Source organism: Poseidonocella sp. HB161398 (genome assembly GCF_005870025.1).
Lineage (GTDB): Bacteria > Pseudomonadota > Alphaproteobacteria > Rhodobacterales > Rhodobacteraceae > Mangrovicoccus.
In genome coordinates, this window is the sequence record NZ_VATA01000034.1 from 16,191 (window position 1) to 28,751 (window position 12,561).

11 protein-coding genes are annotated in these 12,561 nt (G+C 69.9%); 3 read left to right on the forward strand and 8 right to left on the reverse strand.

Annotation, left to right across the window (positions count from 1 at the left end; genetic code table 11):
- The first annotated feature begins 45 nt into the window (after positions 1-45).
- The gene (locus tag FGX59_RS22595) at positions 46-771 is read left to right on the forward strand and encodes a hypothetical protein (RefSeq protein ID WP_138469396.1); all 726 of its coding nucleotides are present in this window, start codon (positions 46-48) and stop codon (positions 769-771) included.
- A gap of 350 nt (positions 772-1,121) precedes the next feature.
- On the opposite strand, the gene FGX59_RS22600 is transcribed toward FGX59_RS22595, so the two are convergent.
- The 8 genes from FGX59_RS22600 to FGX59_RS22635 all read right to left on the reverse strand — a co-directional run bounded on the left by FGX59_RS22600 (position 1,122) and on the right by FGX59_RS22635 (position 9,582).
- The gene (locus tag FGX59_RS22600; RefSeq protein ID WP_138469397.1) at positions 1,122-1,889 is read right to left on the reverse strand and encodes a CPBP family intramembrane glutamic endopeptidase; all 768 of its coding nucleotides are present in this window, start codon (positions 1,887-1,889) and stop codon (positions 1,122-1,124) included.
- A 1-nt stretch (position 1,890) separates the two neighbouring features.
- The gene (locus tag FGX59_RS22605) at positions 1,891-2,316 is read right to left on the reverse strand and encodes a DUF805 domain-containing protein (protein WP_138469398.1); all 426 of its coding nucleotides are present in this window, start codon (positions 2,314-2,316) and stop codon (positions 1,891-1,893) included.
- Positions 2,317-2,539: 223 nt separating this feature from the next.
- Complete coding sequence (adh, locus tag FGX59_RS22610) at positions 2,540-4,057, reverse strand: aldehyde dehydrogenase (RefSeq protein ID WP_138469399.1); 1,518 nt, start codon at positions 4,055-4,057, stop codon at positions 2,540-2,542.
- A gap of 111 nt (positions 4,058-4,168) precedes the next feature.
- Positions 4,169-5,134: a GAF domain-containing protein gene (locus FGX59_RS22615; RefSeq protein ID WP_138469400.1), complete on the reverse strand. Its 966-nt coding sequence runs from the start codon at positions 5,132-5,134 to the stop codon at positions 4,169-4,171.
- Between the two features lie 128 nt (positions 5,135-5,262).
- Entirely contained in the window at positions 5,263-6,360 is a 1,098-nt protein-coding gene (locus tag FGX59_RS22620) for a sn-glycerol-3-phosphate import ATP-binding protein UgpC (protein ID WP_138469401.1), read from the reverse strand.
- 12 nt (positions 6,361-6,372) lie between these two features.
- Complete coding sequence (gene ugpE / locus FGX59_RS22625; RefSeq protein WP_138469402.1) at positions 6,373-7,215, reverse strand: sn-glycerol-3-phosphate ABC transporter permease UgpE; 843 nt, start codon at positions 7,213-7,215, stop codon at positions 6,373-6,375.
- A 9-nt stretch (positions 7,216-7,224) separates the two neighbouring features.
- The gene (locus FGX59_RS22630; protein ID WP_138469439.1) at positions 7,225-8,046 is read right to left on the reverse strand and encodes a carbohydrate ABC transporter permease; all 822 of its coding nucleotides are present in this window, start codon (positions 8,044-8,046) and stop codon (positions 7,225-7,227) included.
- 231 nt (positions 8,047-8,277) lie between these two features.
- Positions 8,278-9,582, reverse strand: coding sequence for an extracellular solute-binding protein (locus FGX59_RS22635; protein WP_138469403.1), 1,305 nt, complete (start codon positions 9,580-9,582; stop codon positions 8,278-8,280).
- A gap of 292 nt (positions 9,583-9,874) precedes the next feature.
- On the opposite strand from FGX59_RS22635, the gene FGX59_RS22640 reads away from it, so the two are divergent.
- Positions 9,875-11,659, forward strand: coding sequence for an SLC13 family permease (locus tag FGX59_RS22640; protein ID WP_138469404.1), 1,785 nt, complete (start codon positions 9,875-9,877; stop codon positions 11,657-11,659).
- Positions 11,660-11,752: 93 nt separating this feature from the next.
- Complete coding sequence (locus FGX59_RS22645) at positions 11,753-12,535, forward strand: DeoR/GlpR family DNA-binding transcription regulator (RefSeq protein ID WP_138469405.1); 783 nt, start codon at positions 11,753-11,755, stop codon at positions 12,533-12,535.
- Positions 12,536-12,561 lie beyond the last annotated feature (26 nt).

The window sequence follows — 12,561 nt, forward strand, 5'->3', positions numbered from 1 at the left end:
TGGGGACGAATACGTCTCAATTGCGCTCATCACCGGAACCTGCCGATGCCGTCCTCGACGCCGCTTCTGCGCATGCAGAATGTCCATCTGCCGCTCTACCACCACGCGCTCTACGAGGGCGAGGTATCGGCGGCAATGCGCGAGCTGATGGGCCCGGGAACGGGGCTGGCCGCGATCGGCACCGACGCGGCGGTGGAGCTGCGCCCCGGCAGCAGCCAGGTCGGCTTCGGCACGGCGATGATCGCCTGGTACCCGCAAGCGGACCCGGCGATGCCCGCGCGCATGCGCCTGGTCTGCGGGCCAGTGGCCGAGGCGCCGCTGGCGATGCGCCGCGCGGCCGGGGCGGCCGGCTTCTCGGTCTTCGGGGCGGGGCCCCATCTGGCCGGGCTGCGGGCCGGCGCGACCGAGGCCTGCCGCGCCACCGGCAACCGCAGCGCCGCCTACCACGCCGCCTGCTTCGGCGGCGGCATGGTGCTTTTCGACCGCGACCTCGTCCGCGACCTGCCGCGGGAGGCCAGCCCGGTCGCGCTGCGCGACTGGATGGAGGCGCATCTGGGCGGCTACATGGCGCTGGTGCGCGACCGCGGCGCCGCGCCCGAGGCGACGGTGAAGTTCCTCACCGGGGTCGACCGGATCGTGAAGACGCTGCTGCCGGGCTATCTGCATGCCAGCCCGGACCGGCTTTTCGAGGCGGCGCTTGACGGCGTGCGCTTCCTGCCCTGCCGTCATCCCCTGCCCAAGGCGGAGCGGCGGACGGGCAGCGCGGCCTGAGGCGGATTTTTTCCGGCAGCGGCGGGAACCTTGCCGCGACCCGGCGGTTACCCCCGTACCGGCGGCGGCCTGCGGTGTCCCCCCTCAAGTAGCAGCCCGCTGTCCGGTGGTCCCCCAACACCGCCCGTGCCTCCGCAGCACGGGGCCCGCGTTCCGTCCATTCCGGCAGGATGCGGGCTGATTGCGTCGGAAAGCTCATGGTGCAGCCCAAAGGCTGTCCGAAGCCGGACCATCGTTCTCCATGGCCGCCGAAACGGCCGGCTTTCGGGGCGGGGTCGCGAAGACGCGGACCCGTTTCCCTGCACATGAGACTTCGTGGCCGTCCCGTCGGGCTTTTCGAGGCGACCGGCTCAGCGCTGCCCGATGCCGCGCAGCAGCCAGAGGCCGTAGAGCAGCCCCGGCAGCACCAGCAGCAGCGGCACGAGAAGCAGCGGCATCAGCGGCATGCCGGCGCCGCCGTCGGCTGGCATCGGGCCGGCCGAGAGCACGACGAGGAAGGTCGCGCAGTCCCAGAGCCCGTGGATGGCGATTGCCGTCCAGATCGACCCGGTGCGCAGCCGGATCGCGAGCAGCATCAGCCCGGTGCAGGAGGCGGCGACGGCCTGCAGCGCCGAGACCGCGACCTCGCCGGTGAGAACGCCGTTGAAGAGGTGGACCGCGCCGAAGGCGCCGGTCGTCCACAGGATCGCGGGCCAGATCCGCAGCCTTTCGCGGAGCGCGGAGAAGAGCACGCCGCGGAACATGGTCTCTTCCGACAGTCCCACCAGCATCGAATTCGCCAGCACCAGCGCGGCCACGCCCGGCCCCGGCAGTCCGAGCTCCAGCGCGCCGCCGAAGAGCACGGCCAGCATCAGCCCGGGCAGCCACAGGAGCCAGAGCGTGCCGGGCACGGGGGCGCGGAAGCCCAGGTCGTCCCAGCCCTGCCAGCGGATCAGCGCCCCGAGCATCCCCGCCGCCGCCAGCACGTGCCAGCCGATGCCGCTGGTCGCCAGATCCGACAGCTTCATGTCGGGCGGGTAGATCAGCTTGGCGCCGAGGATGGTGATGGCGCCCCAGAGCACGAGCGCCGCGAGGGCGAGGGCAGGGCGGCCCGGCCGGAGGGGCCGGGAGCGCGCCATTCTAGCCGCCGTCTCCGGTCGCGGGCAGCGGGTTCTCGCCGTAGCGGTTCGGCCCCGGCGTGCCGCCGGTCAGCATCCAGACCAGCATCACGATGAAGCCGACCAGCGGCACCAGCATGATCCAGTACCACCAGCCGTTGCGGCCGATATCGTGCAGCCGCCGCACCGTGACCGAAATGTAGGGCAGCAGCACCAGAAGCCCGTAGACCGAGGAGAAGGGGGCGAATTGCGTCTCCGACTGGACGCTGCTGACGGTTTCGGTCTCCACCGTGACGGTCTCGCCGAAAAGCGCCAGGTCGATCAGCCCGCAGACCGTGAGCCCGCCATAGACGAAGAGGGCGAACCACCAGAATTCCGAACGCGGCGCGCGGCCGGCGAAGGTCGCGTATTTCCGCAGGCAGGTTCCCACGGCTCCGGCAAACCCCATGTCAGTTCCCCCTATGTCCCGGCCTCTCGGCCTGCCAATCGGGCGCCCGCCGCGGCGGTCAGGCGCCTGCTTTGGCTAGACAATAGCGCAGCGGGGCGGGATCTCCACCGCCGCGGCGCCGCAGCCTGCCGGGTGAGGCCGATAGGACGCAGCCGCCGTGGCGGAACGGAAACGGCCTCCCCCGGAAGGGGAGGCCGCCACCTGTCTTCTGCGATGGGGAGGGTCAGAAGAAGCCGAGTTTGTTCGGGTTGTAGCTCATCAGGATGTTCTTGGTCTGCTGGTAGTGGTCCAGCATCATCTTGTGGGTCTCGCGGCCGATGCCCGACTGCTTGTAGCCGCCGAAGGCCGCATGCGCCGGATAGGCGTGGTAGTTGTTCACCCAGACGCGGCCGGCCTGGATCTTGCGGCCGAAGCGGTAGCAGCGGTTCGCGTCGCGGGTCCAGACGCCGGCGCCGAGCCCGTACATCGTGTCATTGGCGATGGCGAGCGCCTCTTCCTCGTCCTTGAAGGTGGTCACCGAGACGACCGGGCCGAAGATCTCCTCCTGGAAGACGCGCATCTTGTTGTGCCCCTTCAGGATGGTCGGCTCGATGTAGAAGCCGTTCTCCAGGCCCGGGACGCTGGCCGCCTTGCCGCCGGTGAGCACCTCGGCGCCTTCCTCGACGCCGATGGTCAGGTAGGAGAGGATCTTTTCCTGCTGCTCCTGGCTGGCCTGGGCGCCGACCATGGTCGCCATGTCGCGCGGGTCGCCGCGGACGATCGCCTCGACCCGGGCGATGGCGCGCTTGATGAACTCCTCGTAGATGTCCTCCTGGATCAGCGCGCGCGACGGGCAGGTGCAGACCTCGCCCTGGTTGAAGGCGAAGAGCACGAAGCCCTCGACCGCCTTGTCGAGGAAGGCGTCATCCTCGGCCATCACGTCGGAGAAGAAGATGTTCGGCGACTTGCCGCCCAGCTCCAGCGTGACCGGGATCAGGTTCTCGGTCGCGGCCTGCATGATCAGCTTGCCGGTCTGGGTGGAGCCGGTGAAGGCGATCTTGGCGATCCGCGGGGATTTGGCCAGGGGCGCGCCAACCTCGGCGCCCATGCCGTTGACGATGTTCAGCACGCCCGGCGGCAGCAGGTCGGCGATGCATTCCATCAGCACGAGGATCGCGGCCGGGGTCTGCTCGGCGGGCTTCAGCACGATGCAGTTGCCCGCGGCCAGCGCCGGGGCGAGCTTCCAGGCGGCCATCAGGATGGAGAAGTTCCAGGGGATGATCTGGCCGACGACGCCGAGCGGCTCGTGGAAGTGGTAGGCGACGGTATCGGCGTCGATTTCCGACATCGAGCCTTCCTGGCTGCGCAGCACGCCGGCGAAATAGCGGAAATGGTCGATCGAGAGCGGGATGTCCGCGGCGGTCGTCTCGCGGATCGGCTTGCCGTTGTCCCAGGTCTCGGCGCGGGCCAGCAGGTCCAGGTTCTCCTCCAGCCGGTCGGCGATCTTCAGCAGCGTGTTGGCGCGCTCGGCGGCCGAGGTGTGGCCCCAGGCATCCTTGGCGGCATGGGCGGCGTCGAGCGCCAGCTCGATATCGGCCGCGCCCGAGCGGGCGACCTGGCAGACGACCTCGCCGGTGATCGGCGTGATGTTGTCGAAATATTCGCCGCCGACCGGGGCGGTGAACTTGCCGCCGATGAAGTTGTCGTAGCGGGTCTTGAACGGCGACGTGCGGCTTGCGTCGATCTGGGTCATCTCGTTCATGGCATTGTCCTCCCTGCCAATGATGCGGCGCGTGGCGCCTCTGGGAATGAAGATGCCGGGCCGGGCCCGGCGCGTCACCGGGGGCGGATCCGTTTGCCGCCCCCGACTGTCTCAGGCGTGAAACACCCTGGGGCCGGTTTCGCCGATCCCCAGCCGTTTCATCCGCCGGTAGAGGGTCGCGCGGCCCAGCCCGAGATCGCGGGCGGCGCGCGAGACATTGCCCTGGGCGCGGGTCAGCGCGCGGATCACCGCGGCGCGCTCGGCGCCGTCGAGTCCCTCGGAGGCCTCGCCTGTCAGGTCGCGCAGCGGCCGCGGGGCAAGCGTGCCGTCCTCGGCCATCGCCAGCAGCCGCCGCGCCGCGCGGGTGGCGCCGGTGACGATGTCGTCGCGGTCCACGGCCAGCAGCGCCGCCGAATCGGCGCCGTCCCCGGCCAGCAGGATGCGGTGCCCGGCAAAGCGGTCGCGGAAGAGGTCGCTGCCGATCTGCGCGGCGATCTGCGCGGCCATGGCGGCGATCAGCGGGTTGAAGCTGTCGCTCTCGTCGGCGCGGGCCGAGGAGATGTCGAGCGCGCCCAGAAGCTCGCCCGCCGCGCCGAAGATCGGCGCGTCGATGCAGCTCATCGAGGTGTTGCGCGGCAGGTAGTGCTGGTCGCGGTGGATGATCAGCGCGCGGCGCTCGGCCAGGCAGGTGCCAATGCCGTTGGTGCCCTGGGCGGCCTCGCTCCAGTCGGCGCCCTCGCGCAGGCCGGCGCGCTCGAAGGCGTCCGTGTCGGCGGGGCGCAGCACCTCCTGCAGCACCAGCCCGTCGCGGTCGGTCAGGAAGATCGCGCGGCCGGAATGGCCGATCATGCGGTGCAGCTCGCCCAGCCGCGGCTGCGCCAGGTGCAGAAGCCGGCCCTCGGCCTCGCGCCGCTCGGCCAGGCGGCGGCGCTCCAGCCGCGCGGGCGGGCAGGCGGCGGCGGGGTCGAGCCTGTGGCGGTCGTGGCAGCGCTGCCAGGACGCGGCGATCTTCGAGCGCGCGGCCGCCTGCCCGGAGGTGACGCTGGCCAGGACGCGATCGGCATGGGCTTGGTGCATTCTCTCCTCCCGGTGCCCGCGGCCGCGGGGCGCGGCGGGCGGGGTTCCGGTCAGGAGGTCACCCTGTCGGGGGCCGGATTGGAAGTCCGACAAATGTCCTGTGCGACCAAGGTCGAAAGGCGTCCGGCTCAGACGGCGGGGGCGGCATCCTGCCAGGCCCGGGCAGGCGCCTGGGTGGCGATGCGGCGGCCGGTGGCGATGTCGAAGACATGCAGCGAGCCCTGCGCCGGGGAGAGCCACAGCTCGGGCCCGATCTCGACCGAGGAGGGCAGCGCGGCGACCAGCGCCTGTCCGCCGACCTGGCCATGGACCAGCCGCTGCGCGCCCAGCTCCTCGACATAGAGGATGTCGAGCGCGAAGGCGCCGGCGCTGCCGGGATAGGCGGGCAGCAGGCTCTCGGGGCGGATGCCGAGGATCGCCGGCCCGTCGGGGACGCCCGGGATCTGCATCACCGCCGGGCCCAGCCGGACCTGCCCGCCCAGGCAGTCGGCATCGAGCAGGTTCATCGCCGGCGAGCCGATGAAGCCCGCGACGAAGGCCGAGGCCGGCTGGTGGTAGAGCTCCAGCGGACGGCCGACCTGCTCCACCCGGCCGCCATTCAGCACGACGAGCCGGTGGGCCAGGGTCATCGCCTCCAGCTGGTCATGGGTGACATAGACCGAGGTCGTGCCGAGGCGGGCCTGCAGCTGCTTGATCTCGCCGCGCATCTGCACCCGCAGCTTGGCGTCGAGATTGCTGAGCGGCTCGTCGAAGAGGAAGACGGCCGGCTCGCGCACGATGGCGCGGCCCATGGCGACGCGCTGGCGCTGCCCGCCCGAGAGCGCGCGGGGCTTCCGGTCGAGATAGCGGCCGAGCTCCAACATGCGGGCGGCCTCCGCGACACGGGCGTCGATCTCGGGCTTCGGCACGCGGCGGTTCCTCAGCCCGTAGGCGAGGTTGTCGCGCACGGACATGTGCGGGTAGAGCGCGTAGTTCTGGAACACCATGGCGATGTCGCGGTCGGCCGGGTCGACGGTGTTCACCTCGCGCCCGCCGATCGAGATCGTGCCCTCGGTGACGGTCTCCAGCCCGGCGATCATCCGCAGGAGCGTGGACTTGCCGCAGCCCGAGGGGCCGACCAGCACCAGGAACTCGCCATCGGCGATCTCCAGGTCGACGCCCGAGACCGAGGGCGCGGCCGCGCCGGGATAGGTCTTGCCGACCTGGCTGACGGAAATGGATCCCATGGGGACGGCTCCTTACTTGTCGCTCTCGGTCAGGCCCTTGATGAACCAGCGCTGGAAGATGACGACGACCGCCACGGGGGGCACCATCGCCAGCACCGCGAGGGCGAAGGCCAGGTTGTAATCGGGGATCTGGCTGCCGACCCAGACCTGCAGGATCGACTTGATGCCGCGCATCAGCGTGAACATCCCCTCGTCCGTGGTCATCAGCATCGGCCAGAGATACTGGTTCCAGCCATAGACGAACATGATGATGAACATCGCCGCCATCATCGTCCGCGACAGCGGCACCAGGATGTCGAAGAAGAATTTCAGCGGCCCGGCGCCGTCGATCCGCGACGCCTCCAGCAATTCGTCGGGCACCGACTTGAAGAACTGGCGGAAGTAGAACGTGCCGGTGGCCGAGGCCAGGAGCGGCACGATCAGCCCGGGATAGGTGTTGATCAGCCCCAGCTCGGCCATCACCTGGAAGGAGGGCACGATGCGCACCTCCAGCGGCAGCAGCAGCGTGGTGAAGATCATCCAGAACAGCAGCGTCGCGTGGCGGAAGCGGAAATAGACCAGCGCATAGGCCGCCATCATCGACAGCGCGATCTTGCCCACCGCGAAGCCGAGCCCGAGGATCATCGAGTTCATCAGCATCCGCAGCCCGGTGACCTGGCCGGTGAAGCCGCCCTTGTGGGTCAGCACCGTGCCGTAGGTCCCGGCGAAATTGTCCCCGGGCAGGATCTGCAGGCCGCGGCTGTGGATCTCTGCCGCGGTATGGGTCGAGGTGGTGAAGGCGACCAGCACCGGCAGCATCAGGAAGAGCGCGCCGAGGATCAGGATCAGGTGGTCGAAGGGGCGTGTGCGGTGCATCGGACGGGCTCAGCTGTAATGGATGCGCTTTTCCAGCACGCGGAACTGTAGGATGGTCAGCGCGAAGACCACCAGCATCAGGATCACCGACTGCGCCGAGGAGCCGCCGATGTCATTGCCGCGGAAGCCGTCATTGTAGACCTTGTAGACCAGCGTGACCGGGTTGTTGGCGGGCTTGTCCTTCAGCATCACGTCGATGATGCCGAACGTGTCGAAGAGCGCGTAGGTGATGTTGATGATCAAGAGGAAGAAGGCGGTCGGCGCCAGCAGCGGCAGCGTCACGGTGCGGAACCGCCGCCAGCCGTTGCGGCAGTCGATCACCGCCGCCTCGCGCACCGAGACCGGCACGGATTGCAGCCCCGACAGGAAGAAGATGAAGTTGTAGGGGATCTGCTTCCACACGGCGACCGCGATCATCGCGAAGGCGGTGTCGAAATAGTCGATGCCGACCTGCATGTCCCAGCCCAGCCAGGAGGCCAGCGTCACGAAGGGGCCGATATGCATGTCGAAGAACATCATGCCGATCAGCCCCGCCACCGGCGGCGCGATGGCATAGACCGCGATCAGCAGCGTCTTGTAGGCCGAGGCGCCGCGGATCACCGCATCCGCCTTGACCGCCAGCAGCAGGCCGAGCCCCAGCGACAGCGCGGTGACGGCGAGGGTGAAGACCGCGGTGAAGCGCGCCACGCGGTGGTACTCGGCGCTTCCCAGCGCGTCGCGGTAGTTGTCGAAGCCGACGAAGGTCGCGCCGAAGCCGAACGGATCCTCGATGTAGAAGGACGAGGTCACCGCCTGGACCGAGGGCCAGTAGAAGAAGATCGCCACCACCATCAGCTGCGGCGCGATGAAGATCCAGGGCAGCAGCGGGCGGTCGAACTGCACGCGCTTGGCGGGCTCGGGCGCTGCGGCCGGCCGGGCGGTCCGGCGGCGGAAGAGCCCGCGAAGGGCGGTGGTGTCGGTGATCTCGGCCAAGGCGGGTTTCCCGGAGCGGTGCAGGCGGCGTCTGGAACGGCAGGGACCGGGGCCTGCCTCTCGGCCGCCCCGGTCCTGGATCGGTGGGGCTCAGCCCGAGGTCTTGGCGAAGCGCGCCAGCAGCTTGTCGCCTTCGGACTTGATGGTCTCGAAGGCCTCCTGGACGGAGGTCTCGCCCGAGAAGATGCGGTTGAATTCGCGCTCCTCGACCGAGCGGATCTGCGGGTAGAAGCCCAGGCGGTAGCCCTTGGACCATTCGCCGCCCGGCAGGCTCAGCTGCTGGATGCCGACTTCGGCCACCGGCTGCTCCTCGTACCAGCCCTCGGCCTTGGCCTGCTCGTAGGCGGCATTGGTGATCGGCACGTAGCCGGTCGACTTGTGCCAGAAGACCTGCACATCCGGCGAGGTCAGGAACTGGAAGAAGTCGGCGGTGCACTTGTTCTGCGCCTCGTCATGGCCGGCCATCGCGTAGAGCGCGGCGCCGCCGATGAAGCTGTTGGTGCCCGCGCCCTCGATCGCGTCCCAATAGGGCATGAAGACGGCCGAGAAGGGCATTTCCGCGGTCTGCTGCAGCCCGCCGAAGGAGCCGGAGGAGCCGATCCACATCGCGACCTTGTCCTGCTCGAAGGGCGCCTGGTTGTCCGACCAGCCCGCGCCGTAGAAGCCGAAGAGCCCTTCGTCATGCCAGGCCTTCAGCTTTTCGAACATCATGACCAGATCGGGATCGGTGGCGTTGATCGTGGTGCCCTCGACCGAATCGTAGCCGTTGCTGTTCGAGGCCATCTGGATGTCGTTGCGCGAGAAGAAGTTCTCGAAGAACATCCAGGTCAGCTGCGAGGCGGTCATCGGGATGTAGCCCGCGTCCTTCAGCTTCGGCGCGATCGCCTCGAAGTCTTCCCAGGTCTTCGGCGGCTCCACCCCGGCCTTCTCGAAGGCCTGCGTGTTGATGTACATGATCGGCGCCGAGGAGTTGAACGGCATGCCGACGAACTTGCCGTCCGCATCGGCGTAGAAGTAGCGCACGCCGTTGATGAAGGCCTCGCGGTCGAAGCCGTAGCCTGCCTGGGTGATCAGGTCCTCGGCCGGGATCGTCGCGCCGGGCGCGTTCATGATGGTCGCGGCGCCGGCGTCGAAGACCTGCAGGATGTTCGGCTGCTCGCCCGAGCGGAAGGCGGCGATGCCCGAGGCCAGGGCCTCCTCGTAGGTGCCCTTGGAGACCGGGGTCAGCGCGCAGGCGGACTGGGCGTCGTTGAACTTGCGGGAGATCTCGTTGATGACCTCCTGGTTCTTGCCGCCCATGCCGTGCCACCACTGGATCTGGGTGGCGTCGTCGGCCTTGGCCACGGCCAGCGAGGCGGCCAGGGCGAGTGCGGAAACCGTGACGGTGCGGATCATGTGAGTCCCTCGGATTGCGGCGCCCGGCGCGGGGCGGCCCTTGTGCTGTTCCGGCGGGGTCTTAGGTCCGGGTGGTGACAGTTTTGCTGCAGGAGCTTTTCGTTTTTGTGACAAATGCGCCAAGTCCCGCCGGGCCGTGGCCCGCCCGTGCGGCGGAGATTGCCGCCGCCGCGGCGCGCCGCTAGTATCCTCCCTTGGCAATTTCGATGAAGACGACGTTTCCCGACCCGGTCCCGGCGCTGCGGAGGTGCCCGGTCCGGCCGTTCCCCACCTCTTCCGCCTTGGCCACTCGATGTTCTTCGATCCCGGTTTCCTTGCTCCCTTCCTGGCGCTGGCGCTGATCGCCTGCGTCTTCGCCACCTTCCTCGCCGAGCGCTGGCCGGCCGATATCGTCGCCTTCACCGGCGCCGCCGCGGCGCTGGCGCTGGGGCTCGTCGGCCCCGACCAGGTGCTGGCGGCCATCGCCAACCCGGCGCCCGCCACGATCGGCGCGATGTTCGTCCTCAGCGCCGCGCTGGTGCGGACCGGCGCGCTCGAGGCGCTGACCGCCGGGCTCGGCCGCCTTTCGGGGCGGCATCCGCGGCTGGCGCTGCTGTCCTTCTTCCTCGCTGCGGCGGGCGCCTCGGCGCTGGTCAACAACACGCCGGTGGTGATGGTGCTGATCCCGGTGGCCGGCGCGCTGGCGCGGCAGGTCGGCACCGTGCCCTCGCGGCTGCTGATGCCGCTCTCCTTCATGGTGATCCTCGGCGGCACGGTCTCGATGATCGGCACCTCGACCAACCTGCTGGTCGACGGCATGTCGCGCAGTCTCGGGCTGGAGCCCTTCGGCCTCTTCGAGGTCGCGCCGCTGGGCCTTGCGGTGGCAGCGGTCGGCGGGCTCTTCCTCGCCGTGGCGGCGCCGCGGCTCCTGCCCGAGCGGCAGAGCATGGCCGAGGCGCTCGGCCGCCGCGAGGGCCGCTCCTGGCTGGCCAATCTGGTGATCCCGGCAGGTTCGCCGATGATCGGCGCGCGGCCCTTGGAGATCGCGGCGCTGAAGCGCGGCGGCAGCCGGGTGATCGACGTGGTCCGCGCCGATGTCTCGCTGCGCCGCGACCTGGCCGCCGTGGTGCTGGAGCCGGGCGACACGATCGTCGTCAAGACCCGCGAGGTGGAGCTGATGGGCTTCCGCGAGGGCGCGGCCAAGGGCGCCGACCTGACCGGGCTTTCGCCGGCACAGGCGCGGCGCAGCCGGGTGGTCGAGATGCTGGTTGCCCCGGGCGGCCGCGCGGTCGGGCGGCGGCTGGGCACGCTGGGCTGGCGGCGGCGCTTCGGCACCTATCCGCTGGCGCTGCACCGGCGCGGCGGCTCGGTCGGCGCCGGGCTCGAGGACGTGCCCCTGATGTCCGGCGACACGCTGCTGGTCGAGGGCGCGCCCGCCGATCTCGAGCGGCTGGCCGCGGAGGAGAAGCTGATCCTGCTGTCGGAGACGGCGGCGCGGGGCTACCGCCGCGGGCGCGCGCCCGTCGCAGTGGCGGTGCTGCTGGCCGTGGTCGGGCTGGCCGCCGCCAATGTCGCGCCGATCCTGTCGCTGGCGCTGGTCGGCGCGGCGGCGGTGCTGGCCACCGGCTGCGTCGACGGCGAGGAGGGGCTGGCCGCGGTCGACGGGCGGCTCCTTTTGCTGATCGTGTCGATGCTGGTGATCGGCGCCGCGCTGGAGCAGAGCGGCGCGGTGGCGATGATCGTCGGCTGGATCGCGCCCTTTCTGTCGGCGGGCAGCCCGCTGATCGCGCTGGCGCTGGTCTATGTCGCGACCTCGGTGCTGACCGAGCTCGTCACCAACAACGCCGTCGCGGTGCTGATGGTGCCGATCGCGGCGGGCCTGGCGCAGCAGCTGGGCGTCGACCCGCGGCCCTTCCTGATCGCGGTGATGTTCGCCGCCTCGGCCAGCTTCGCGACGCCGATCGGCTACCAGACGAACACGCTGGTCTACAATGCGGGCGGCTACCGCTTCTCGGACTTCCTGCGGGTGGGCCTGCCGATGAACATCATTGCAGGTTTGGCAACAGTTCTGCTGATCCCGGTCTTCTGGCCGCTATGAGTCGTGCATTGTCATTGCGGAAGTTTCTCAATTAGGCAAAATCCGGAAACAGGGTGCCCTCTGCCGGGCCCTGATCCTGGAGGACGCACCTGCATGAAGCCATCCGCGCGCCGTGACATGATCCGCCGCCTGGTCGACGAGGAGGGCGAGGTCGATGTCATCGCGCTTTCCGCCAGGTTCGACACGTCGCGCGAGACGATCCGGCGCGACCTGACCGAGCTGGACGCGGCGGGGCTGGTGCGCAAGTTCCATGGCGGGGCGCGGCGGGCGCAGCTGGCCGCCGCCGAGCTGCCGGTCGAGGGCAGCTTCGCCTCGCGGATGGTGACGCAGGCGGCAGAGAAGGCGGCGATCGGGCGCCATGCGGCGGCGCTTTTCGAGGAGGGCGCGGTGCTGTTCGTCGATGCCGGCTCGACCACGATCGCCTTCGCCCGGGCGCTGGCGCGGCGCGGCGGCATCACGGTCATCACCAATTCCCCCGAGATCGCCGGGCTGATGGCGGCCTCCGAAGGGCGCAACCGGGCCTATCTGCTGGGCGGCGAGGTCGCCTCGGAAGGGCGCGAGACGCTGGGCGCTCTGGCGATCGAGCAGATCGCCAGCTTCACCGCCGGGCATGCGGTGCTGACCGTCGGCGCGGTGACGCAGGGGGGGATCATGGATTACGACCTGCGCGAGACCGAGCTGGCGCGGACCATGGCGCATCGCGCCGCGCAGGTCACGGTGCTGGCCGACCACGCCAAGCTCGACCGCGCTGCGGTCTTCGAGGTGGCGCCTCTGGCGGTGATCGACCGGCTGGTGACCGACCGCGCGCCGCCTGCGGGGCTGGCGGCGGCGCTGCTGGCGGCCGGGGTCGAAATCGTGGTGGCGGGGACACCCTGAGCTTGCCTGCATCCGGGCATGAATCT